The organism is Carboxylicivirga agarovorans (genome assembly GCF_050589845.1).
In the GTDB taxonomy this organism is placed as follows: domain Bacteria; phylum Bacteroidota; class Bacteroidia; order Bacteroidales; family Marinilabiliaceae; genus Carboxylicivirga; species Carboxylicivirga agarovorans.
The window spans coordinates 263,439-286,441 of record NZ_JBNGPA010000005.1 but is presented as its reverse complement, the minus strand read 5'-3'; the positions used below and the strand labels follow the sequence as shown (position 1 = coordinate 286,441).

At 41.5% G+C, this 23,003-nt stretch carries 20 protein-coding genes; 16 read left to right on the top strand and 4 right to left on the bottom strand.

Annotated elements, in window-relative coordinates; translation table 11 throughout:
• Window positions 1-234: 234 nt before the first annotated feature.
• The 4 genes from ACRD69_RS08465 to carB all read right to left on the bottom strand — a co-directional run bounded on the left by ACRD69_RS08465 (window position 235) and on the right by carB (window position 5,489).
• Window positions 235-861: a COG1470 family protein gene (locus tag ACRD69_RS08465; RefSeq protein WP_430814636.1), complete on the bottom strand. Its 627-nt coding sequence runs from the start codon at window positions 859-861 to the stop codon at window positions 235-237.
• A 20-nt stretch (window positions 862-881) separates the two neighbouring features.
• Window positions 882-1,619, bottom strand: a complete 738-nt coding sequence (locus tag ACRD69_RS08460) for a fibrobacter succinogenes major paralogous domain-containing protein (RefSeq protein WP_430814635.1) — start codon at window positions 1,617-1,619, stop codon at window positions 882-884.
• A 125-nt stretch (window positions 1,620-1,744) separates the two neighbouring features.
• On the bottom strand, window positions 1,745-2,092 hold the full coding sequence (locus ACRD69_RS08455) for a hypothetical protein (RefSeq protein ID WP_430814634.1): 348 nt from the start codon (window positions 2,090-2,092) through the stop codon (window positions 1,745-1,747).
• Window positions 2,093-2,273: 181 nt separating this feature from the next.
• Window positions 2,274-5,489 carry a carbamoyl-phosphate synthase (glutamine-hydrolyzing) large subunit gene (gene carB / locus ACRD69_RS08450; RefSeq protein ID WP_430814633.1) on the bottom strand — a complete coding sequence of 1,072 codons (3,216 nt, stop codon included), beginning with the start codon at window positions 5,487-5,489 and terminating at the stop codon, window positions 2,274-2,276.
• Between the two features lie 483 nt (window positions 5,490-5,972).
• Between carB and argR the strand changes: the two genes are divergently transcribed.
• The 16 genes from argR to ACRD69_RS08370 all read left to right on the top strand — a co-directional run bounded on the left by argR (window position 5,973) and on the right by ACRD69_RS08370 (window position 22,997).
• On the top strand, window positions 5,973-6,452 hold the full coding sequence (gene argR / locus ACRD69_RS08445; RefSeq protein ID WP_430814632.1) for an arginine repressor: 480 nt from the start codon (window positions 5,973-5,975) through the stop codon (window positions 6,450-6,452).
• 152 nt (window positions 6,453-6,604) lie between these two features.
• Entirely contained in the window at window positions 6,605-7,249 is a 645-nt protein-coding gene (locus ACRD69_RS08440) for a GNAT family N-acetyltransferase (RefSeq protein ID WP_430814631.1), read from the top strand.
• A 79-nt stretch (window positions 7,250-7,328) separates the two neighbouring features.
• On the top strand, window positions 7,329-8,546 hold the full coding sequence (locus tag ACRD69_RS08435) for an argininosuccinate synthase (protein ID WP_430814630.1): 1,218 nt from the start codon (window positions 7,329-7,331) through the stop codon (window positions 8,544-8,546).
• Window positions 8,539-9,501 carry an N-acetyl-gamma-glutamyl-phosphate reductase gene (gene argC / locus ACRD69_RS08430; protein WP_430814629.1) on the top strand — a complete coding sequence of 321 codons (963 nt, stop codon included), beginning with the start codon at window positions 8,539-8,541 and terminating at the stop codon, window positions 9,499-9,501. Before ACRD69_RS08435 ends, argC begins: the two co-directional genes overlap by 8 nt.
• Window positions 9,502-9,711: 210 nt before the next feature.
• Entirely contained in the window at window positions 9,712-10,842 is a 1,131-nt protein-coding gene (locus ACRD69_RS08425) for an aspartate aminotransferase family protein (RefSeq protein ID WP_430814628.1), read from the top strand.
• Window positions 10,843-10,854: 12 nt separating this feature from the next.
• Complete coding sequence (locus ACRD69_RS08420) at window positions 10,855-11,445, top strand: HNH endonuclease (protein WP_430814627.1); 591 nt, start codon at window positions 10,855-10,857, stop codon at window positions 11,443-11,445.
• Window positions 11,446-11,543: 98 nt separating this feature from the next.
• Entirely contained in the window at window positions 11,544-12,344 is an 801-nt protein-coding gene (gene proC, locus ACRD69_RS08415; protein WP_430814626.1) for a pyrroline-5-carboxylate reductase, read from the top strand.
• Between the two features lie 6 nt (window positions 12,345-12,350).
• Window positions 12,351-13,439 carry a glutamate 5-kinase gene (gene proB, locus ACRD69_RS08410; protein ID WP_430814625.1) on the top strand — a complete coding sequence of 363 codons (1,089 nt, stop codon included), beginning with the start codon at window positions 12,351-12,353 and terminating at the stop codon, window positions 13,437-13,439.
• Window positions 13,440-13,458: 19 nt separating this feature from the next.
• Window positions 13,459-14,706: a glutamate-5-semialdehyde dehydrogenase gene (locus ACRD69_RS08405; protein ID WP_430814624.1), complete on the top strand. Its 1,248-nt coding sequence runs from the start codon at window positions 13,459-13,461 to the stop codon at window positions 14,704-14,706.
• Window positions 14,707-14,727: 21 nt separating this feature from the next.
• Window positions 14,728-15,510 (top strand): acetylglutamate kinase, encoded by a 783-nt coding sequence (gene argB / locus ACRD69_RS08400; RefSeq protein ID WP_430814623.1) that lies wholly within the window; start codon window positions 14,728-14,730, stop codon window positions 15,508-15,510.
• Window positions 15,511-15,513: 3 nt separating this feature from the next.
• On the top strand, window positions 15,514-16,581 hold the full coding sequence (locus tag ACRD69_RS08395) for a M20 family metallo-hydrolase (RefSeq protein ID WP_430814622.1): 1,068 nt from the start codon (window positions 15,514-15,516) through the stop codon (window positions 16,579-16,581).
• Window positions 16,582-16,780: 199 nt separating this feature from the next.
• Complete coding sequence (gene argH, locus ACRD69_RS08390) at window positions 16,781-18,112, top strand: argininosuccinate lyase (protein WP_430814621.1); 1,332 nt, start codon at window positions 16,781-16,783, stop codon at window positions 18,110-18,112.
• An 8-nt stretch (window positions 18,113-18,120) separates the two neighbouring features.
• Window positions 18,121-19,461 (top strand): citrate/2-methylcitrate synthase, encoded by a 1,341-nt coding sequence (locus ACRD69_RS08385; protein ID WP_430814620.1) that lies wholly within the window; start codon window positions 18,121-18,123, stop codon window positions 19,459-19,461.
• Between the two features lie 721 nt (window positions 19,462-20,182).
• A complete protein-coding gene (gene carA, locus ACRD69_RS08380) occupies window positions 20,183-21,265 on the top strand; it encodes a glutamine-hydrolyzing carbamoyl-phosphate synthase small subunit (RefSeq protein WP_430814619.1) in 1,083 nt (360 codons plus the stop codon).
• A gap of 98 nt (window positions 21,266-21,363) precedes the next feature.
• Window positions 21,364-22,305, top strand: coding sequence for an AraC family transcriptional regulator (locus tag ACRD69_RS08375; RefSeq protein ID WP_430814618.1), 942 nt, complete (start codon window positions 21,364-21,366; stop codon window positions 22,303-22,305).
• 407 nt (window positions 22,306-22,712) lie between these two features.
• On the top strand, window positions 22,713-22,997 hold the full coding sequence (locus tag ACRD69_RS08370; protein WP_430814617.1) for a putative signal transducing protein: 285 nt from the start codon (window positions 22,713-22,715) through the stop codon (window positions 22,995-22,997).
• Window positions 22,998-23,003 lie beyond the last annotated feature (6 nt).

Here is a 23,003-nt window from a genome sequence, read left to right as displayed (position 1 = left end):
ATTTAATACTTCCTCTGCTCTTTTTTCAAGCCTATAATCAGATAAAAAGCCTTTGAAATAATTATCGTATCCCTTGTGTATCATACACTAAAGATACTAAATATAATTATACATATGAAATATTAAGACGGTTTAATTTATTGAATCATAGTGCATTAACTAATTGCATTAGTCAAATATGTGTTTAACAATAATGCGTATAAAGAGTAGCTTTTTGTAAGGAGGAGAGCTGATTTACATGATGCATAGATCTATACGTTTATAAAACTTCTTTTCGAACACTAAAAAGCGGGAGCCTAAGTTAAGTACATAGTGCTTAATGCCCCCTATGCCGGCAGTATTATTGTTTGTGGTATATGTATTCGACATATAATCCCAACTACTCCAATCGTATACATGAACAGCTTTACTTGTAGTGTAGTACGAAAAGGTTGGCGTATTTGGTTTTGAACTGTCAACAATAATATACTGCTCATTCCCACCGAAAGGTGTCACATTGTTTTGGTCATCTCTTGCATCAAATCTTAAAGGCAGCGTATAAACATTCTCAGATGTACCAGCTGGTACTTTAATAGTAAACTGAAATGTGCCGGTTTGCCCCGCCGAAATAATCATACTCACAGTTGAAAAGCTCATCCAATCCTGAACATTGCCCATAGCGTATTTCCTAACCGAAACAGTTTGCGATTTTGAACTGCTGTTTTTAACCTCAACTGCAAAAGTATGTGTTGCTCCCGGTTTTAAGGGGACAATGTAGTCGCCACAATCATATGTTGACGGAACAGATACAGTAAAAGACTGAGCTAAACAACTTGCACTTGTCAAAAATAAAATAACTAAAATTTGTATAAGGGTTTTCATTTTGTTAGGTTTTAAATTATTCATTCTTTAATACAACGTATGGAGTATCCAGTATTCATACTTCTCATTTCTTTATAAACTTCTTGGCTCCAGGAAAACAATTGAAGGCGTGCAGCTGACGATCCATTTTGACCAGTGCTCCACCAATAGCCATACAAAGCGATGCCTTTTATATCTTCATCATTAAATCTAAATCCCCCTGGCTGAGCAGTAAAGCCGCTGCTGTTATCGGCTTCATTGGGTGATTCCCAGTGTTCATTCCCGGCTTCTTTAAGTTTGCCACCGGCAATGGTTTCGCCGCCCAGGTAGTCTATTAGTATATTCCAGTCGTCGGGTGTTGCCACGCGCCAGCCTTTGGGTGCAATATTGCGGCTGTCGGCTGCAGCATACCAGTTGTAGAGGCGGCCGTATGTAGCTATGGTGTCCAGGTCCTCGGTGTTATTATAATTGCAATAGGCCGCCACTGCCTGTATACTCCACTTGTCGTTATCGGTAATATTGGGTATGGCATCGCCATTGCGAAAACGGGTAACACGCAGGTTCTCGGCCATCCAGGTTTGCTTACCAATTACTATGGTTTTGTACACATTGCCTTCAATGTCGGTTACGGTACCATATTTCTTATCGGGGTTAAAAATGGCGGTGGTACGTCCGTTTAATTCATTGTCGGGTGGTGGGTCATTGTTTTTGTCACACCCTACACATATTAGCAATGTCGCTAGCAAAGCAAATAGTGTTTCTTTTTTAATCTGTTTCATTCTTAGGTGATTTAGGGGTTAATAAATATAAGATTAATTGATTATTCTTTGGTTGCGTATTAGGATGCGATCTTCCTTTAGCTGTGTTCATCTTCTGCAGTTTGGCCATAATTGCCTGATACATCTCACGGCTTCACAGCATCATCATACACATTAAAGCTGGTCATTCTTACCTTTTCGTCGGGCATGCGCTCCAGTTGCGAGGGCGACACAGCACACCTGTCTTGCAGGTCAGGCATGTCGTTAACCTGTGCATATACATACATGGTAGCAGCCAGCTTCACCGTAGCGTCAATCATCTCGGTTTCTTCTTTGAGTTTTAGCTGTCGGGCACCCGTGATATTGCCTTGCTGTATCTGGTGTACAGCTTCAATTTTAGTCACCAACTCATTAAATTTAACGACAAAGCCTTCAGGGGCTTTAATCATATTAAGTTCAGTTGGGTAAGTGCCAAACACGTTTTTTACTGCCATAAATATGCCATTTTGTGCGTTGTTTCGCATTCAAAGTTTATCAATTTTGTTTGATATAAGAAAAGCCCCACATCCAACGATGCAGGGCTCTATCTAGTAGCCTATCGACCTAATAATCTAATGACCTCTATTCAGGCTGTCAATCTCTTCTGACTACTGCCTGTTAACTTCTGACTAATTCCTACTTATACTCATCCCAATGCTTAATGCTAATCTTATCCTGTCCCCATTTGCAGAACGAATAGATAAAGGCACTTGCTAAGCGGGCGTTGGTAATCAACGGAATGTTAAAGTCAATGGCATCGCGACGGATCGAGTAACCATTCTTCAGCTCATCCTTGCTCAGGTTTTTCGGAATGTTAATCACAAAGTCAATCTTCTTCTCACGGATGTAATCAACTGTGTTAGGCGACTTGTTTTCACTTGGCCAGTGAAGCAAGGTTGTTTCCACACCATTCTCAGCAAAGAACTTGTGTGTACCACCGGTCGCAAATAAGTTATAGCCACGTTCTTTCAGCATCTTGGCACTTTGTAGCAATTCCAGTTTCGAACGTGCCGGACCTGATGATATTAAAATGTTCTTTTCAGGAATGCGGTAACCAACAGCTAACATCGATTGCAGGATGGCGTCGTAATAGTTGTCGCCAATACAACCAACCTCACCGGTTGATGACATGTCAACACCCAATACCGGGTCGGCCTTGGCTAATCGGGCGAATGAGAACTGAGGCGCTTTAATACCCACGTAATCCAGTTCGAACGAGCTCTTGGTCAGTTTCTCAACCGGTAAGCCAAGCATGGCACGTGTAGCCAGGTCAATCAGGTTTACCTTCAATACCTTCGATACGAATGGGAAACTACGTGACGCACGCAGGTTACACTCAATCACTTTAATATCGTTGTCTTTAGCCAGTAACTGCATGTTAAACGGACCGGTAATGTTCAAGCCTTTTGCAATTTCACGTGCAATGCGCTTCACACGACGGATGGTTTCTACATATAATTTCTGTGGCGGGAATACGATGGTTGCATCACCCGAGTGTACACCGGCAAACTCCACGTGCTCACTAATGGCATAACCTACCACTTCGCCGTTGTTAGCCACTGCATCCACTTCAATCTCTTTAGCCTGCTCGATAAATTCCGATACTACAACCGGAAATTCCTTCGATACGTTGGCTGCTAATGTTAGGAAATGCTCCAGCTCGTCTTTGTTAGATACCACGTTCATGGCAGCACCTGATAATACGTACGATGGACGCACCAATACCGGGAAGCCTACTTCATCAACAAAGGTGAAGATGTCTTCGATGGATGTCAGCTCGCTCCATCGTGGCTGGTCAACGCCCAGCTCATCTAAGAGGCTTGAGAATTTCTGACGGTTCTCGGCACGGTCAATATCTTCCGGCGATGTACCTAAGATCGGCACCTGCTGACGATGTAGCTTCATGGCCAGGTTATTCGGTATCTGACCGCCCACCGACACAATCACACCCTTAGGTGTTTCAAGGTCAATAATATCTAATACGCGCTCTTGAGTTAACTCATCAAAGTACAGACGGTCGCACATGTCGTAGTCGGTACTTACTGTTTCAGGGTTGTAATTAATCATCACCGAGCGATGATTCTCCTGCTTGTTAATGGTATTCAGTGCGTTTACACTACACCAGTCAAATTCCACTGATGAACCAATTCGATAGGCACCCGAACCTAATACCACTACTGATTTGCCATCTTTTTCGTAGTCAATATCATGTGTGGCACCGCTATACGTTAAGTACAGGTAGTTAATTTGCGCCGGGAACTCACCCGCCATGGTATCAATTTGCTTCACAACAGGGGTGATGCCATTGGCTTTACGGAAGTCGCGAACTTTCAATAAGCCCTCTTCCATGTTTTGCGATTTCAACACCAAACGTGCCACCTGGAAATCAGAGAATCCCATTTTTTTGGCATCCAGCAATGCATCTTCCGGTAATTTATCTAAAGCATTGTACTCGCCCAATAGGTTGGCATGGTCTGATATATTCTTTAGCTTCTCAAGGAACCATTTGTCGATGCGGGTCATCTCATGGATTTCATCCACCGAAGCTCCTTGCTCAAAGGCCTGGGCAATGGCAAATACACGCTGGTCCGTAGGCTCTTCCAATTCTTTCTTAACATCTTTGGCAAAAGGCTGGTTGCCAACAAAGCCATGCATGCCCTGGCCAACCATACGTAAACCTTTCTGGATGGCTTCTTCAAAATTACGACCAATGGCCATAATCTCACCAACCGATTTCATGCTTGAGCCAATTTCTTTTGATACGCCAGAGAACTTCCCTAAATCCCAACGAGGAATCTTACACACGATGTAATCCAATGCCGGCTCAAAGAAGGCCGTTGTTGTCTTGGTCACCGAGTTTTTCAACTCGTGTAAGCTATAGCCTAACCCAAGCTTGGCAGCAATAAAGGCCAATGGGTAGCCGGTTGCTTTTGATGCTAGCGCTGATGAACGCGACAGGCGGGCGTTAACCTCAATCACACGGTAATCTTCTGAGTATGGGTCAAGTGCATACTGCACATTACACTCACCTACAATACCAATGTCGCGGATGATTTTAATAGCCAGTTCACGTAATTTATGGTACTCGGCATTGGAAAGTGTTTGTGATGGAGCTACTACAATCGACTCCCCGGTATGGATACCAAGCGGGTCAAAGTTTTCCATGTTACATACAGTGATACAGTTGTTGTAGGCATCGCGCACTACTTCATACTCTACCTCTTTCCAGCCTTTTAACGATTCTTCAACCAATATCTGGTTCGAATAAGAGAAGGCGTTTTCAGCACGCTCAATCAACTCTTCCGTTGAGTGACAGAAACCAGAACCCATTCCTCCAAGCGTGTAAGCTGCGCGAACAATAATCGGGAAGCCGATCTTTTTAGATGCTTCAACGGCTTCTTCAACAGAGGTTACCGCAATGCTGACAGGTGTTTTAACGTCAATTTTTCGAAGCTGGTTGGCAAAAATCTCACGATCTTCCGTGTTGATGATGGCTTGTACTGGCGTACCTAGTACCTCAACATTATACTTCTCTAAAGTACCTGCCTGATATAATGCAGTACCACAGTTAAGCGCTGTCTGTCCACCAAATGCCAAAAGAATACCTTCTGGTTTTTCTTTTTTAAACACCTCTTCAACAAAGTATGGCGTTACCGGCAGATAGTATATCTTATCGGCAATACCTTCTGATGTTTGAACTGTGGCAATGTTCGGATTGATTAACACCGTTTCAATGCCTTCTTCTTTCAGTGCTTTTAATGCTTGTGAGCCAGAGTAATCAAACTCGCCTGCTTCACCGATCTTCAGTGCACCTGAACCCAGAACCACTACCTTTTTGACGTTCTTCTTCATATTATTCTTATTTATATTGTTTTCTTTTTCTCACAATAAAACTTGCCCAAACCACTAAGCAAGTTCCAAACATCTAAGACAATAAACAACTTCATAAGGTGCAAAACAGCTCAAATTTTAACATCTTTTGTCTATAATTATGCAGTTTTTTAATGCAAACTGACATTTGTTACCTGTTTTTTCTACAAAATCATTCATTTTTATGCATGCTGATACGCCCGCCCTGTTAAAGTGCGAGTGGATGATCCGGATGATAGGAAAATGAATGAAAAACAGTGGGGAGACCCCTTGCAGAGTGTAGTCAGATAAGCGTATGTACAGACCAGAATTAGTCACCCGTTGACTGCTGTTTTATGCGTTTTATAAATTATTGTCGTGCAAAAATACATATTTTTTGCAAAAAACAGCTTTGAAATTAATAATTATTGAATAAATTTGCATCGTGGATGTATAAATATACATTCATCAAAGAAGAAGAACCAAATGAAAATTAAAGCACAACGATTAATCGCGATCAAGCAAATCATCAGTTCTAAAAAAGTGAGTTCACAAGAAGAATTGGTTGTCTTGCTTGAAGCAGAAGGTTATAAAATTACGCAGGCCACCTTGTCGCGTGATTTAAAATACCTTAAGGTGGCAAAAGTGCCCGATGCTGAAACAGGTTATAAGTATGTAGTACCTGAATCGGCACAAAAACAGGAAGAACCTGCAAAACATGAAGAGTTTCCGGTAAGCGGAGTGGAATCGATTGAGTTTTCGGGTCATCTGGCTATTATGAAAACAAGGCCGGGTTTTGCCAATGGCATTGCCTCAGTCATTGATAGTCACGGACCATATGAAATTCTTGGAACCATAGCTGGCGACGATACTATATTATTGATCAGTCGCGAGGGAGTTTCTAAATCGGATGTCATCAATGCTCTTTCATTGTTTATGCCAGGTCTTAAAGAAAAGACATTGTAATTATAGTTGATCAGGGATAGAGCAGAAGTGTAATGTGTCGAAAACAAACTTCTGAAAATGCTCAAGTCACGTTTGGCTATTTAAATAGATCAGGTAAGGCTGCAGGGGAACTTCTTCTGATTTCTGCCTGAATCACTAAGCAACTTAAAGAAATGAGCAAGTTTAACATATTTGTCGCGACTGAAGAACATCTTAACTATGTAGATGTGGTGTTGAATACCATTGCTGATGCAGCAAAGGTGCGTGGTACGGGTATAGCTAAGCGTAGTCCTGAATATCTTCAAAAGAAGATTGAAGAAGGAAAGGCGATTATGGCTTTACAGGGAGAAGAGTTTGCCGGGTTTTGTTACATCGAAACCTGGGGACACGATAAATTTGTGGCTAACTCAGGTTTGATAGTAGTTGATAAATTCAGGGGGCATGGCCTGGCGAAAGCCATTAAAACAAAAGCTTTTGAGTTGTCACGTGAAAAATATCCGCAGGCAAAGATATTTGGTTTAACAACAGGTCTGGCTGTTATGAAGATCAATTCAGATTTAGGTTATCGACCGGTAACATTCTCTGAATTAACTGATGATGAGCAGTTCTGGAAGGGCTGTAAGAGCTGTGTTAACTATGATATTTTAGTTCGAACCGAAAGAAAACATTGCTTATGTACTGGTATGTTATTTGATCCGGCCCGCAAGAATGGGGTGGAGAAAAAATCAGTTAAAGTGCTTTCGCGGATTAAGAATGCGGTGAAAAGATCAGACAGTAAAATAGGCAGAGGCCTCAAGAGTATTACCGCTCTGTTTTAACAAGTAAGACCTCTTACTAACAGATGGTGATCTTTTAAAAGGAATAATGGCGTAATAGACATTTGATAAATAATTAACGATGAAGGAAAAGGTAGTTTTAGCGTACAGTGGAGGATTAGATACTTCATTTTGTGTGAAGTATTTGGCTGAGGAGAAAAATCTGGAGATTTACTCGGCTATAGCTAATACTGGTGGGTTTAGCAATGATGAGCTAAACGATATTGAAACAAAAGCTTATGAGTTGGGAGTTGCAAAGCACGCAACACTTGATGTGACCAGGCGCTACTACCGACGCTGCATCCGTTACATGATTTATGGAAATGTTCTGAAGAATAATACTTATCCGCTTTCCGTTAGCTCTGAAAGAATCTTTCAGGCTCTTGCTATTGTTGATTTTGCACGTTCCATAGGTGCTAAATATATAGCTCACGGAAGCACGGGGGCAGGTAATGATCAGATCCGTTTTGACTTAACGTTCCAGGTATTGGCACCCGATATTCAGGTGATTGCTCCAATACGTGATTTAAAATTATCGCGTGAAGAGGAAATAAATTACCTGAAAGAAAGAGGCGTTGTTCGTGACTGGACCAAGATGGAGTATTCGATCAATAAAGGTTTGTGGGGAACCAGTGTTGGTGGTAAAGAAACACTGACATCGGACCAGACCCTGCCCAATGATGCTTATCCAAGCCAGTTGCAAAAAGATGGGGAAGAAACCCTGGAATTGGGTTTTGTAAAAGGAGAATTGGCAACCGTCAATAATGAGGTATATGACGACCCTATAAAGGCTATCCAGAAGATCGAGGAGGTGGGTGCTGCCTATGCTATTGGTCGTGATATGCATGTGGGTGATACTATAATTGGAATTAAAGGCAGGGTTGGTTTTGAAGCTGCCGCACCCTTGTTGATAATTAATGCACACCGTGTTCTTGAGAAACATGTGTTAACCAAATGGCAAATGCATTGGAAAGAGCAGCTGGCCAACTGGTATGGTATGTTTTTGCACGAGTCGCAATACCTGGAACCGGTGATGCGTGATATTGAGAAGTTCCTGGAGAGTTCGCAGACGAATGTTACAGGTAAAGTCATTATCACATTAAAACCGTATCGTTTCGAGGTTGTTGGTATCGATTCTGAGCATGACCTGATGAGTAGTGCTTTTGGTGAGTACGGTGAGATGAATAAGGCCTGGACCGCCAGTGACGTTGAGGGCTTTACAACCATTATGGCTACACCAATGAAGATTTTTAATGCGGTTAACAAAGGGCAACTTGACTTAAAGGATAGCGATGATTAAAGTTGGAATCATAGGAGGGGCTGGTTATACAGCCGGTGAGTTGATCCGGATACTATTGAATCATCCTAAGGCAACCATCGCTTTTGTTCAGAGTAATAGTCAGGCCGGTTTGCCTTTAACTGATATTCATACCGACCTGATTGGCGAAACAGAACTGGTTTTTTGCTCTGATGTTGATTACAATGCTGATGTACTGTTCTTATGCATGGGACATGGGCGTTCGCGTAGCTTTGTAGAAGCTATTCCGCCATCATATAAGGGTAAGATAATTGACCTTAGTAATGACTATCGCCTGAAGGAATCATCTGACGGTTTTATATACGGTTTGCCCGAACTAAACCATGAACTCATTAAGCAGAGCGATAAGGTTGCTAATCCGGGATGCTTTGCCACGGCTATTCAATTGGCATTATTGCCGCTGGCCAGTGCAACGCGACTCAATGAAGTGCATATTCATGCGGTAACCGGTTCAACCGGAGCGGGACAGGCATGTACGTCAACAACGCATTTTAGCTGGCGTAATAATAATGCCTCGGTATATAAGTCATTTGAGCATCAGCACCTGGGTGAAATCGGGGAGTCTGTGCTGCAGTTGCAGCCTGGCTTTAGTAAGGATATCAATTTTGTGCCAATGCGTGGTAATTATCCTCGTGGAATATTGGCTTCTGTTTACCTGGATAGTGATCTGTCTGAGCAAGAGGCGAAGGGACTGTTCAGCGATTATTACAGTAATCATCGGTTTACATTCGTTGTGGACAAAAATCCGGATGTTAAACAGGTCGTTAATACCAACAAGGCATTGGTGAGTGTTAACAAACACGGAACAAAACTACATATTGTAAGTGCGATTGATAATTTGCTCAAAGGAGCATCTGGTCAGGCTGTTCACAATATGAATCTTTTATTTGGTTTGGATGAAGCAGAGGGTCTTCACTTAAAGCCTGTGGCATTTTAGAACGTTAATTTACACAGGTTATTTGGTTTAAATTTTAGGTGTTCATTCTTCTTTGTATGAAGATCAACTGCTTTGAGTACCACGGACTCTGGTCCGTGGTACTTCATCCTAAACAAAAACACATTTGTACTTTTAAAAATATTCTACAGGCTTTAGGTGTATTTCCTATTGTCTTACCCGATTTATAAGGGGTCTAACAACTGATTTGCTATGAATTTATTCGATGTTTATTCACTATTTGATATAACACCGGTCAGGGGGCAGGATTGTTATGTGTGGGATGATGAGGGTAATAAATACCTTGATCTGTACGGAGGTCACGCTGTTATTTCAGTAGGACACAGTCATCCTCATTATGTCAACCGGATCAGTTCACAGTTAAAGAATATTGGCTTTTACAGTAATTCGGTCCAAAACCCTATGCAGCAAGAGTTAGCCGATAAGCTGGGGCAGTTGAGCGGAATGGACGAGTACCAGTTATTCTTGTGTAATTCAGGTGCTGAGGCCAATGAAAACGCGTTGAAGCTAGCTTCATTTTACACCGGCAGAAGTAAAATTGTAGCGTTTGAACGTGGTTTCCACGGACGAACGTCAGGTGCTGTGGCGATCACTGATAATCAGAAAATTGTCGCGCCTTTTAATGCGTCGCACGATATTGAAATTGTGCCCTGGCAGGATATGGAAGCTGTTGATAAAGCCTTGTCAACAAAGGAGGTCGCGGCAGTTATTATTGAGGGAATACAGGGAATTGGCGGTATTCATATACCGTCTGCCGATTTTCTTAAACAACTTCAGTCGGTCTGTAAAAAATACAATACGCTGTTAATTCTTGATGAAATACAGTCGGGTTATGGGCGTAGTGGTAAGTTCTTTGCTTTTCAGTATTCAGATATTCAGCCTGATATTGTCACCATGGCAAAGGGAATGGGTAATGGATTTCCAATAGGAGGAGTATTGATCTCGCCTGAGATTAAGGCTGCTAAAGGGATGTTGGGAACAACATTTGGAGGAAACTACCTTGCATGTGCTGCTGGTTTGGCTGTTTTGGAAATAATGCAAGAAGAAAAGTTACTGGAGAACGTTAATAAAAGTGGAAAATACCTTTTTGACAAACTTTCTGTAATGCCCGGTATTAAAGAGCTTCGTGGTGTTGGTCTGATGCTGGCGATCGAAAAAAATGAAAATATTGCATTAATAAGGAAGGAGTTATTGCTAAAAAATTATATTTTTACCGGCGTTTCCGGCACATGTACAATGAGGTTATTGCCTCCAATGACTCTCAATGAGAGCCATATAGATTATTTTATTGATAGTCTTGAGGCTTCTGTTGACAGTGGATAATATGTAGCTAAAATGGTAAGATCGTACTGGAACGAAGAATGGAAAGAATTAGAGTTTGAAAAGGGCGCTTTAAAAAAGAGATACGCTATTTCGAGCTATGGTAGAATAATCAGTTTTACCGAAACGATTGAAGAAGGAGATTATATCAGAGGTGGCAAGTTAAGAGGGTATCCGACCTTGCCGTTGAGACCATTTGGAAAATCAAAAACCTTCTATGTTCACAAGTTGGTGGCAGAGTTGTTTCTTCCAAAAACTTCACCCGACCAGGAGTATGTAATCCATCTTGATTACAACAAATCAAACAATTTTATTGAAAATCTTCAGTGGTCCAATAAGGAGCAGATGTTTGAGCATCAGCAAAAGAATCCATCTGTACTTGAGGCCAGGGAGAAACAAAAAGGACGCAAAACTCAACAGGGACATAAACTCACTGCTACCCAGGTGATGCGATTGAAGATGAAGATCAATGATCCTAATCGCAAAACCAGATTGAAACTGATAGCCAGAGAATTTGGAATTAGTGAAATGCAATTGTACCGAATAAAGTCGGGGGAAAACTGGGGGCATGTGGAAGTAGAAATTCCGGACAGCGGCACAAAATAAGCTTTCTGCGGGAATTTTGACTGTTTTTGTGTAAGTTTATAAGTTCAAACTTTGTTTCTCTTATAAGTTGATACAAGAGCAACTCAAAAATTGACAGCATGAAAGTTGATAAAGTAGCTATTATCGGTGGCGGTAACTTGGGTACCGCCATAGCAAAAGGGTTATTATCAAATAACCTCTTGCAAGCTTCGCAAATTGCAATAACCAGAAGACGAACGTCTTTATTGGCTGAATTTAAGGAAAGAGGTGTTGTTGTCACTAAAGATAATTGTGCGGCAACACAAGGTGCTGATATTGTTTTACTTGGAGTAAAGCCATATCAGCTCGAAGCCGTTGTGAAAGAAATTGCACCGGAATTGTCAGAAGATACAATTCTGATTTCTTTAGCAACAGGTATCTCTTCTGAACAAATACAGTCCTATTGCCCTATTCAACTGCCGATTTTCAGAGCGATGCCCAATACAGCGATTGAAATTGGGGAGTCAATGACTTGTGTTTCTGCCTTTAATGCTTCAGAGGAGCAGGAGGGTAAAGTGCTCGAGTTGTTTTCGCAAATGGGTGAGGCGATTATTATTCCTGAAGAATTAATGGCAGCTTCTACTGTTTTGGCAGCCTGTGGCATTGCCTATGCCATGCGTTTTATTCGAGCTGCTACACAAGGTGGGATAGAAATAGGTTTTGGGTCGAAACTGGCCCTTCAGATCTCTGCTCAAACCATTAAAGGTGCTGCTGACCTGCTGATTCAGAAAGGCACCCACCCCGAGGATGAAATTGACAAGGTGACAACACCACGTGGTGTTACCATTTCCGGCCTCAATGAAATGGAACATCAGGGCTTTAGTTCGTCACTTATTAAAGGTCTGCTTACTTCGTTTAATAAGATTGAGAATGGTAAGTAAGGGCCTATGTATGACAAGGTATGTATAAAAATTGGCTCCAATGTGCTGGCTAATTCCAGTGGTGGCTTAAATAAAAGTCGCATCAATGAATTGGTTATTCAAATAGCGCGTTTGCACAAAGAAGGGAAGAAGGTGGTTCTTGTATCTTCAGGGGCAGTGGCTTCAGCTCGCGGACTTGTTGTGCCGGATAAAAAAACAGATCGTGTTTCGCAGCGTCAGTTGCTCTCATCGGTGGGGCAGGTTAAGTTGATGAATCTTTATGCCCAGCTATTTGATCTGCATAATATTCAGATAGCCCAGGTCTTGGTAACCAAACAGGATTTTAGTACACGTGAGCATTACCTGAATATGAAGAATTGCGTGAATGCGCTGTGGGAGAATGGAGTATTGCCTATTGTCAATGAAAACGATGCTGTATCGGTTACCGCACTTATGTTTACCGATAACGATGAGCTGAGTGGTATGATGGCTTCTATGATGGCCTGCCGGGGTTTATTGATTCTTTCTAATGTTGATGGTATCTATAATGGACATCCCAATGATGCTGATGCACGCGTTATTCCGGAGATCAGCGCAGAAGAAAAGAACCTTGAGCAGTTTATTACAACTGCGAAGTCTGATTTTGGACGAGGTGGTATGCTCACTAAATGCCGGGTGGCACAAAAGTCGGCCATGTCCGGTATTAATGTACACATTGCCAATGGTACAAAAGATGGTATCATCAGTGAGCTGATGACAAATAGTAAGGGTGTTATTCATACACATTTTAAAGCGGGAGAAGGCTATCCGGCAGTGAAGCAATGGATCGCCTTTTCAGAAGGTTTTGTTAAGTCTGAGGTCGTCATTAATAAAGGCGCCTTTAATGCCCTATGTTCCAGTAGGGCAAGCAGTCTCTTGCTTGCCGGGGTTGTGCGGTTTTCTGAGAATTTTGAAAAAGGCGATTTAATCAAGATCCGCAATGAAGAAGGGCAGGCAGTTGGTATAGGAAAGGTTTCATACAGTTATGTGAAAGCTATAAAACATCAGCATGATAAAAAATACAAACCTTTGATCCATTACGATTACCTCTATGTTTTTCCCGAGTTTATAAGTTAATCAAGCTAATCCATAGAATATGTACCAAACGTATTTTGATAATGTAAAGAAAGCATCGCGATGCATGACACGCATTGGAGCAGATGAATCGGCATTGGTTCTTCAATCATTGGCACAAGAACTACGCTTAGCTGCTGATGTAATTGTGGCTGCCAATCATAAGGATTTGGAACGGATGGCGGAGGATAATCCTAAATATGATCGCCTGAAACTGACCAAAGACCGGATTGATGCAATTGCATCGGATACCGAAAGTGTAGCCCTTTTGCCCTGTCCTGTTGGGGAGGTACTGGAGAGTCGGGTTTTACCCAATGAACTTGTTCTTGAAAAGAAAAGGGTTGCTCTGGGTGTAGTGGGAGTGATATATGAAGCTCGCCCCAATGTTACCATTGATGTGTTTGCGCTTTGCTTACGCTCTGGTAATGCATGTGTGCTTAAGGGTGGCAGAGACGCAGAGTTTAGCAATAAGGTTTTGATTGAGATTATTAAAAAAGTACTTGACAAGCGGGGGCTTGATCCGGATATTATTCAGCTCTTGCCTTCTGACAGAAAAGCAACTGACGAGTTGATGAATGCAGTTGGTTATGTAGATGTACTTATACCTCGTGGTTCACAAGGTTTAATTGACTCGGTGCGTGATAATGCCAGGTTGCCTGTAATTGAAACCGGTGCAGGTATTGTTCATACATATTTTGATGAGTCGGGAGATCTTAAGCTGGGTAAACAAGTGATCTGTAACGCAAAAACACGTCGGGTAAGCGTATGTAATGCACTCGATTGTCTGGTATTACATCAAAAACGCCTGAATGAATTGCCAGGGCTGGTACACCAAATGGCTGAACGTCAGGTTGAGATCTTTGCAGATGAAAGGGCGCATAAGCAGCTTAAAGGTCATTACCCGGATCAATTACTTCATAAAGCCACAAAAGCTGATTTTGGAACCGAGTTCCTGTCACTGAAGCTTAGTGTTAAAACGGTTGATAATCTTGATGCTGCCCTGGATCATATCTACCGGTATAGTTCAAAACATAGTGAGGCCATAATAGCTGAAGATGCTCATGTAATTGAACGATATGTGAACGAGGTGGATGCCGCTGCTGTTTATGTCAATACCAGCACTGCATTTACTGATGGTGCCCAGTTTGGTCTGGGAGCTGAGATCGGTATCAGTACTCAAAAGCTCCATGCCCGTGGCCCAATGGGTTTGCGTGAGCTGACATCTTATAAATGGATCATAAAAGGAAAGGGGCAAGTTCGTCCCGCTTAGTTATTAATAAATACTACGATTATGCACGATAGACTAACCATAGTTAAAGTGGGTGGCAAGGTTGTTGAAGAAGAAGAATCGTTAAAAGCCTTTATAAAGGATTTTGCCAGTATAGCAGGTCAAAAAATACTGGTTCACGGAGGAGGTCGTTCAGCTACGGCAATGGCTGAGAAGTTGGGCGTAGAGACAAAAATGGTGGATGGCCGTCGTATAACTGATCATGAGATGCTTGATGTGGTGGTGATGGTTTATGGCGGTTTGGTCAATAAAAATATAGTAGCTCAATTGCAGGCTTTGAATAAACAGGCGATTGGACTGACCGGTGCCGATCTGGATTGTGTTCGTGCAGTGAAACGTCCTGTTAAGGAGGTTGATTACGGGTATGCAGGCGATGTTACATCCGTTAACACTGAGCAATTGGAGGAGTTGGTAAAAAATGGGGTTATACCTGTGGTGGCACCGCTTACTCATGATGGCAGAGGTCAGATGTTGAATACCAATGCTGATACAATGGCTGCCGAACTGGCCAGGTCTTTTGCCTCCACTTTCAGGGTGTCACTGGTCTATTGTTTCGAGAAAAAAGGAGTGTTGGAGAATCCTGATAATGATGATTCGGTCATTGCGAATCTGACCAGTGATCTTTTTTCGGAACACAAGGAATCAGGAGTTATTTCCGATGGAATGATCCCTAAGCTGGATAATGGATTTGCCGCTCTGAAACAAGGGGTTTCAGAGGTTTATATTACAAATACAGAAGGGCTTAAAAACGGTTTTTCATCAGGTACCCTACTGACAATCGATTGATTTATGACAGAGAAGCAAGCAAAATATACTGCTGAAGCCAAAGAATTACTGAAGCAGTTAATAACAATACAGTCCTTTAGTGGTGAAGAGGATGACGTGGCCAATGTAATGGGCGGATATTTGAAGGAGAATGGCCTGAATGTGAATCGTAAAGGAAATAATCTATGGTGCTGGGCCGGAGAGAAGGATGAGAACAGACCAACGATTTTACTGAACTCACATCTGGATACGGTTAGGCCTTCTTCTAAATGGACCTACGATCCTTTTGGTGCCACTCTTGAGGGCGATAAATTAACAGGTCTTGGTAGTAATGATGCAGGTGGCCCACTGGTGTCGCTAATGGCAACGTTTTTGTGCTTAAAGGATAAAGAACTGGATTATAACCTGGTATTTGCTGCCACTGCCGAAGAAGAAAATTCGGGAGCCAATGGAGTAATTTCTATTTTGCCTGAATTGGGTAAAATTGACCTGGGCATTGTTGGAGAACCAACACAAATGCAAATGGCCGTAGCTGAAAAAGGACTGATGGTGCTCGATTGTGAGGCGCATGGTAAAACCGGTCATGCCGCTCGTGATGAAGGTGACAATGCTTTGTATAAGGCGATGAAAGATATTGAATGGTTTCAATCCTACCAGTTCGATAAGGTGTCGCCTCACCTGGGGGCTGTAAAAATGACGGTGACTCAAATAGAGGCGGGAAGTCAGCACAACGTCGTTCCCGATTCATGTCGTTTTGTTGTTGATGTGCGTCTCAATGAAAACTATAGCAATGAAGCGTGTCATCAAATTATAGAGCAGCATGTTGATTGTGATGTCAAGCCACGCTCTTTTCGCTTGAATAGTTCGTTTATTCCTATGGACCATCCATTGGTGAAGCGAGGTGTTGAACGCGGATTGTCCTACTATGGTTCACCTACAACCTCCGATCAGGCCGTCATGGATTTTACGACCATTAAGATGGGCTGCGGTGATTCGGCCCGTTCACATACCCCGGATGAATATATTTATTTATCGGAAATTGAAGAAGGAGTAGATATTTTCCTGGGTTTACTGGATGGACTAACGCTCTGATAATAATTGATTTTTGAAGTCGCATTATTTATATAGGCTCAAAATAATGACAATTGTCATATAATATTGTCAAAAATGTATAATTATAAATAAAAAGTGAATATATTTGCCAATTCGAAAGATGGGGGTTTTTATTTCTTTCAAATAGTAACTTCTTTGGATTGGTAATTGAAATTACTAACTATTAAAAAGTTAAGTTATGAAGTTGTGGGATAAAGGAACTTCTGTTGATAAACGAATTGAGGATTTCACGGTGGGACGCGACCGTGAGCTGGATGTATTTCTGGCACCTTTCGATATATTGGGAACCATGGCGCATATTACCATGCTTGAGAGCGTGGGGCTTTTGCAGAAGGAAGAGCTGGAAGCTTTACTGGAAGAGTTAAAGGCACTTCATAAATATGCAACTGAAGGGGAGTTTGTAATCGAAGACGGTATTGAAGATGTTCACTCGCAGGTTGAGCTGATGCTTACCCGTAAACTGGGTGATGTGGGCAAGAAAGTTCATAGTGGACGTTCGCGGAATGATCAGGTTTTGCTTGATTTGAAGCTATACACCCGTCATCGTATCAGGGAGCTTGTGCAAGCGGTGAATAAGCTGTTTGCAGTCTTGCAGCAAAAAAGTGAAGAGCACAAAGAAGTGCTGATACCCGGATATACGCACTTGCAGGTTGCTATGCCATCATCATTTGGGGTGTGGTTTGGAGCATTTGCCGAGAGTCTGGCTGATGACCTGTTATTGTTACAGGCAGCCTGGCGTACGGCCAATCAAAATCCTTTGGGAACTGCAGCGGGTTATGGCTCATCATTTCCATTGAACCGTTCAATGACAACCCAGTTACTGGGCTTTGAGGATTTAAACTACAATGTCGGTTATGCTCAAATGGCAAGGGGAAAAATGGAACGAACAGTTGCTTATGCCATGTCTTCTGTTGCTCAAACAGTAGGCAAGTTGGCAGTGGATGGCTGCTTATTTACCAGTCAGAACTTCGGTTTTATAAAGTTACCCGATGAACTGACAACCGGTTCAAGCATAATGCCGCATAAAAAGAACCCCGACGTGTTCGAGTTGCTTAGGGCTCACTGTAACAGATTACAGGCTTTGCCTGAATCTATTGGAATGATAACTGCCAATTTACCAAGTGGTTATTTCCGCGATTTACAGCTGATAAAAGAACTTTATATGCCAGCATTTGATGAACTGTTGGATTGTTTGCAGATTGCCACTTTCGCCATTGAAAACATTGAGGTCAAGCATGATATTATGCAAGATGAAAAGTATAAGCTTGCTTTTAGTGTTGAAGAGGTCAATAAACTTGTTTTGAATGGTGTGCCGTTCAGGGATGCCTACAAACAGGTTGGATTAGCCATTGAATCGGGACAGTTTGATACCGATGGCCGTGTTAATCATACTCACGAAGGTTCCATAGGAAATTTATGTAACGAAAGGATTGAAAAAAAGAAGAATAAAATAATAAAGGAATTTGGTTTTGATGAGGTTGAGAAAGCCATTCAGGGCCTTATAAAATAAAATAACGTATGGCAATATTTGAGAAATTGGCGAAAGATGCTGTTGCATCGAGTGATATTGAAAAGTCATTGTTTGATAAATTCAGTGTTAAGAGGGGATTGCGTAATGCCGATTTCTCAGGTGTTTTGGTGGGCTTAACCACCATTGGTGATGTTGAAGGTTATGATAAAATCGACGGTAAGCTAATACCGAAGGAGGGTAAGCTATTTTATCGTGGAGTAGAGCTGAAAGAGCTGGCAAAAGGTTTTCAATCGGCCGGACGTCATGGTTTTGAAGAAACTGCTTACCTGTTGCTTTCAGGTCAGTTACCGAGTGTTGAAGAATTAAATGCTTTTACAGCCGAATTGGAGCTGGAGCGTCATTTGCCTCCATTCTTTTCCAAAAATATGATCTTATCTCTTCGTGGAAGGGATATCATGAATATGCTGGCCCGTTCAGTGCTTGGTCTGTATACTGCTGATGAAAAAGCTGAAGATCTGACACCGGAAAACCTGATTCAGCAATCCATTAGCCTGATAGCTAAATTTCCGGTAATTGTTGCATATTCCTATTTCGGTATGCGCCACTCTTATCAGAAAAAATCATTGGTCATTCGCCACCCACAGCCTCACTTGAGCACTGCCGAAAACTTTTTGTATATGCTTAAGGGTAATAACTACACAAAGCTTGAAGCTGATTTGCTGGATTTATCGCTTGTAATACATGCTGAGCACGGTGGTGGTAATAATTCATCTTTTACAACCCGTGTGGTTAGTTCGGCGCAAACAGATACATACTCAGCTATTGCCGCGGCTTTGGGATCACTAAAAGGAGGGCTTCATGGCGGAGCTAACCTGAAAGTGATGGATATGATGGAAAACATCAAAGCCAATGTGAGGGACTGGCGCAATGAAAAAGAGATTAAAGCTTATTTGCTTAAAATATTGAATAAAGAAGCATTCGACAATACTGGTAAAATCTATGGAATAGGCCATGCTATTTATACCAACTCCGATCCAAGGGCCGTATTGTTAAAAGAAAAAGCGGAAGCCCTGGCCATTGAGAAAGGTCGTGTTGATGAGTTTCATTTATATGCTGCAATTGAGCGTTTGGCACCGCAGGTATTTTACGACTTTAAAGGTGCTAATGCCAAGGTGATCTGTGCCAATGTTGATTTTTACAGTGGCTTTGTTTACGATTGCCTTGAGATACCGAAGGAGATTTATACACCTATATTTGCCGTATCGCGTATTGCAGGATGGTGTGCGCATCGTATTGAGGAAGTTACTTTCTCGAGCCGACGAATCATTCGACCAGCTTATAAAAATGTTTCTGAAAGAACAGATTATATTGAATTAGACAATAGATAGATATTCAAGAATTTTTGTTGATTGGGTATGAGGGACCGTTGCATGGGGGAGATTTGCATGGTCCCTCTTTTTTTTGTCATTTTTCAAGTAATACAGATCAATTTAAATCAAACAAAAAATATAATATAACTGGTAAAAAGTGACTTTTTGGCGAACTGGCTGAATCGTACTGTTTACGGGCCTTCCAGGGACCTGCTTCGGATCAACCTCGCCGGGAGCGAGGTTGATCCGAAGTTGTCCCGAAGAAGTCCCGAAGAAGGTCATAAGCGTTTCCGAAGAAAAAAATGTGCATTTTCAGCGAGAAATGTATGAAATATGTTCAATAAAGACTGTTGGGTTTGCATGTCGTAATCAGCTATGAAGGGCGCATGAGAAATCAGTTTTACAGGAAGAGTATTTAGGTAAGCATGGGTGAAAATGGTGCTTATCTGCATCATGAAACTGCATGCTTTAATGACGCGAACTGCTTAAAGTCCATGATAACAAAACCAGTTAAGCTTTTTTGTGTTTGAAATGAGTCGTCTAAGGAGAAAACATGCATACATATGCAGTTAGGGTTAAATAAATACAATAAATATGCAAACAAAGCTTAAAAATTCGCTCATCACATAAATAATTATTACATTTGTGCCGCATAAGGGAAGCCTTGTGCATGCATTTATTCTAAAGCTCGAATAGATGCATTTTTTGTGTAGAATTTATTGTAAAAGTATTAGAAGGTATGCCTGAAGTACAAAAGATTAAGTTAGTGTTGGAAGACGGAACTGTCTTCGAAGGAAAATCATTTGGATACCATAAGTCAGTGGCTGGAGAAGTTGTTTTTAATACTGCCATGACCGGATATCCTGAGAGTTTGACCGACCCGTCGTATGAAGGGCAAATCCTTGTTTCTACCTACCCGCTGATTGGCAACTATGGTGTGCCAAAAAATGATACTGAAAACGGTATTCCTAAATTCCATGAGTCAGATCGTATTCACATTTCCGGATTGATTATTTCAGATTATTCATTCGAGTACAGTCACTGGAATGCTGAGAATAGTTTGCGTGAATGGTTAATCCAGAATAAGGTGCCGGGAATTTTCGGAATTGATACTCGTGCCTTAACAATGATTTTGCGTGAAAAGGGTTCCATGTTAGGTAAGATCGAAATTGAAGGTGAAGAGATCGATTTTGTTGATCCTAACAAAGAAAACCTTGTGGCCAAGGTTAGTGTTAAAGAGAAGAAAGTATACGGGAATGGTAAACACAAGGTAGTGCTTGTTGATACAGGGGCTAAAAATAATATACTACGTTGCCTGTTAAAGCGCGACACAACAGTTGTTCGTGTCCCATGGGATTATGACTTTACACAAGAGGATTATGATGGCATTATGTTGTCAAATGGTCCTGGTGACCCGCAAATGTGTGAAGTAACGATCGGGCATATAAAAAAGGCCATTGAGGTCGGTAAGCCTATTTTCGGAATCTGTTTGGGTAACCAGCTACTAGGAATTGCATCAGGTGCTTCCACTTACAAATTGAAGTATGGTCACAGGGCACACAATCACCCGGTTATTAAAGTAGGAACAGATACTTGTTATATCACCAGTCAAAACCACGGTTTTGCCCTTGATAATGAGACGCTGAGTGATGAATGGGAGCCGTTCTTCGTCAATATAAACGATAACACCAATGAAGGTGTTAAGCATAAAACAAAGCCATTCTTTTCAACACAGTTTCACCCTGAAGCTTCGAGCGGACCAACTGACACGGAGTTCTTGTTCGATGAGTTGATTGCAAAGATTGAAGAGAGTAAGAAGTAATAAGAGAATTGATATAGATATAAAATGGTCGCTTGTTGCGACCATTTTTTGTATATACTACTTTCATTATCTTGCATTACCAAATTTAATACACCACCATGAGCCCTAACCATAAAACCAGCCGAGAATATAAAGCACGCATCAATAAAACACTCGATTACATCGAGGCAAATCTGGATAAGCAATTTACACTGGATGAGTTGGCATTGGCTGCCAGTTTCTCCAAATACCATTTTCATCGCATTTTTATTGGCCTGATGAATGAAACGCCCTTTCAGTTTATAACACGCTTACGTCTGCAACGAGCTGCAACTACACTGGTTATGAATCGCAATATTAGTGTCAATGATGTGGCACATCAATGTGGATTTACTGATATATCAATTTTTTCGAGAAACTTTAAACAGCATTTTGGACAGGCGCCAACAGTTTGGTTAAAGCACATGAGGCAAAAAAGCAATTTAAGTCAAGTTGATAGCAATCCGGAGAAAGTGAAGGAGGAGTTAAGCATCTACTTTTGTTCCTATACTAAAACACTTAAATGGAATACGAGTATGAAACTTAACAAAGGAATTGAAATTAAAGAGTTACCTGACATGACGGTAGCTTATGTTCGTCACATTGGTCCTTACAAAGGCAATGAAGAATTGTTCAGAGGTTTATGGCAGAAGATTATGACCTGGGCAGGTCCTCGCGGGTTAATGGCACAAGAAAACCTGGCATCCATAGCTGTCTATCATGATGATCCGAATATTACGGATGATATGAAGTTAAGGACCAGCATAGGTATTACAGTGCCTGAAGATACGGGTGTTGATGGTGAAGTTGGTAAAATGCTGGTGCAGGGCGGACAATATGTGGTAGCCAGGTTTGAAGTGGAGCCGCATCAGTTTGCCGAAGCCTGGAACTGGGTATATGCCAGTTGGTTTCCTGAGAGTGGCTATCAGCCTGATGACAAACCTTGTTTTGAGATGTATACGCAAGAACCCCGGGATGGGAAATTTGTAGTGGATATCTGTGTGCCGGTTAAGGCGCTATAGTTTATTATTATGTGGTTGTCTGTCATCTTAGCTTCAGGCAATGAGCGCAAGAATTGTCATAGGTCGCAAAATGTATGGTAAATAGATTCCGTGTTTTGTGACCTTTCTCATTGGCCCTTTTAGGGAGAATATTTTTTCCCGTCTTATATCGATAGTATAATAATGATCGATAAAATAGCTATTGTGGTCAATCCGCAAATAAGCGTCAGATAATATGCTGTTTTTTCTACCCGTGTCATAGGCGTTCAATTAAATTCAGGGTATAGAATTTCAAAATATGTGCCGTTTTTGACCGTAATCACTTAAATGCTTATTATTTAGGGTTAATAGTTGTTAATGGACCTTTAATGTATAAGATCATCGCTTGTTCAACTGCATTCATATGACTTTTGTAAACTTCTCTATTTATGATACCTTTATTGGGAACCTATATTTACATGTTTAACTTAAATCAGTTTATAATGGAAGACCTGATCAATATTTATTCAGATACAGAATTAACTGTTTCACACCTTAAGAATATACTGGCTGATAATGGTATAGAATCCATGATTAAAAATGATTTTGAATCAGGTGTGTCAGCCGGATTTGTTGCCGGAACACCTTCTTCGGTTGATCTGTTTGTTTTTAGCAAGGATGCCCATAGGGCCAGGCCAATTGTAGATAAATTTTTAAGCGAACTTAAGAAGTAATTATAC

Excerpts from the sequence above, each read along its gene's own strand:
- ACRD69_RS08425 (WP_430814628.1), top strand. The coding sequence starts at position 9,712 with ATGAATTTATTCGATGTTTATTCACTATTTGATATAACACCGGTCAGG.
- ACRD69_RS08420 (WP_430814627.1), top strand. The coding sequence starts at position 10,855 with ATGGTAAGATCGTACTGGAACGAAGAATGGAAAGAATTAGAGTTTGAA.
- ACRD69_RS08405 (WP_430814624.1), top strand. The coding sequence starts at position 13,459 with ATGTACCAAACGTATTTTGATAATGTAAAGAAAGCATCGCGATGCATG.
- proC (WP_430814626.1), top strand. The coding sequence starts at position 11,544 with ATGAAAGTTGATAAAGTAGCTATTATCGGTGGCGGTAACTTGGGTACC.
- carA (WP_430814619.1), top strand. The coding sequence starts at position 20,183 with ATGCCTGAAGTACAAAAGATTAAGTTAGTGTTGGAAGACGGAACTGTC.
- ACRD69_RS08435 (WP_430814630.1), top strand. The coding sequence starts at position 7,329 with ATGAAGGAAAAGGTAGTTTTAGCGTACAGTGGAGGATTAGATACTTCA.
- ACRD69_RS08440 (WP_430814631.1), top strand. The coding sequence starts at position 6,605 with ATGAGCAAGTTTAACATATTTGTCGCGACTGAAGAACATCTTAACTAT.
- proB (WP_430814625.1), top strand. The coding sequence starts at position 12,351 with ATGTATGACAAGGTATGTATAAAAATTGGCTCCAATGTGCTGGCTAAT.
- argR (WP_430814632.1), top strand. The coding sequence starts at position 5,973 with ATGAAAATTAAAGCACAACGATTAATCGCGATCAAGCAAATCATCAGT.
- ACRD69_RS08385 (WP_430814620.1), top strand. The coding sequence starts at position 18,121 with ATGGCAATATTTGAGAAATTGGCGAAAGATGCTGTTGCATCGAGTGAT.
- ACRD69_RS08465 (WP_430814636.1), bottom strand. The coding sequence starts at position 861 with ATGAAAACCCTTATACAAATTTTAGTTATTTTATTTTTGACAAGTGCA.
- ACRD69_RS08370 (WP_430814617.1), top strand. The coding sequence starts at position 22,713 with ATGATACCTTTATTGGGAACCTATATTTACATGTTTAACTTAAATCAG.
- ACRD69_RS08460 (WP_430814635.1), bottom strand. The coding sequence starts at position 1,619 with ATGAAACAGATTAAAAAAGAAACACTATTTGCTTTGCTAGCGACATTG.
- carB (WP_430814633.1), bottom strand. The coding sequence starts at position 5,489 with ATGAAGAAGAACGTCAAAAAGGTAGTGGTTCTGGGTTCAGGTGCACTG.
- ACRD69_RS08455 (WP_430814634.1), bottom strand. The coding sequence starts at position 2,092 with ATGGCAGTAAAAAACGTGTTTGGCACTTACCCAACTGAACTTAATATG.
- ACRD69_RS08395 (WP_430814622.1), top strand. The coding sequence starts at position 15,514 with ATGACAGAGAAGCAAGCAAAATATACTGCTGAAGCCAAAGAATTACTG.
- argC (WP_430814629.1), top strand. The coding sequence starts at position 8,539 with ATGATTAAAGTTGGAATCATAGGAGGGGCTGGTTATACAGCCGGTGAG.
- ACRD69_RS08375 (WP_430814618.1), top strand. The coding sequence starts at position 21,364 with ATGAGCCCTAACCATAAAACCAGCCGAGAATATAAAGCACGCATCAAT.
- argH (WP_430814621.1), top strand. The coding sequence starts at position 16,781 with ATGAAGTTGTGGGATAAAGGAACTTCTGTTGATAAACGAATTGAGGAT.
- argB (WP_430814623.1), top strand. The coding sequence starts at position 14,728 with ATGCACGATAGACTAACCATAGTTAAAGTGGGTGGCAAGGTTGTTGAA.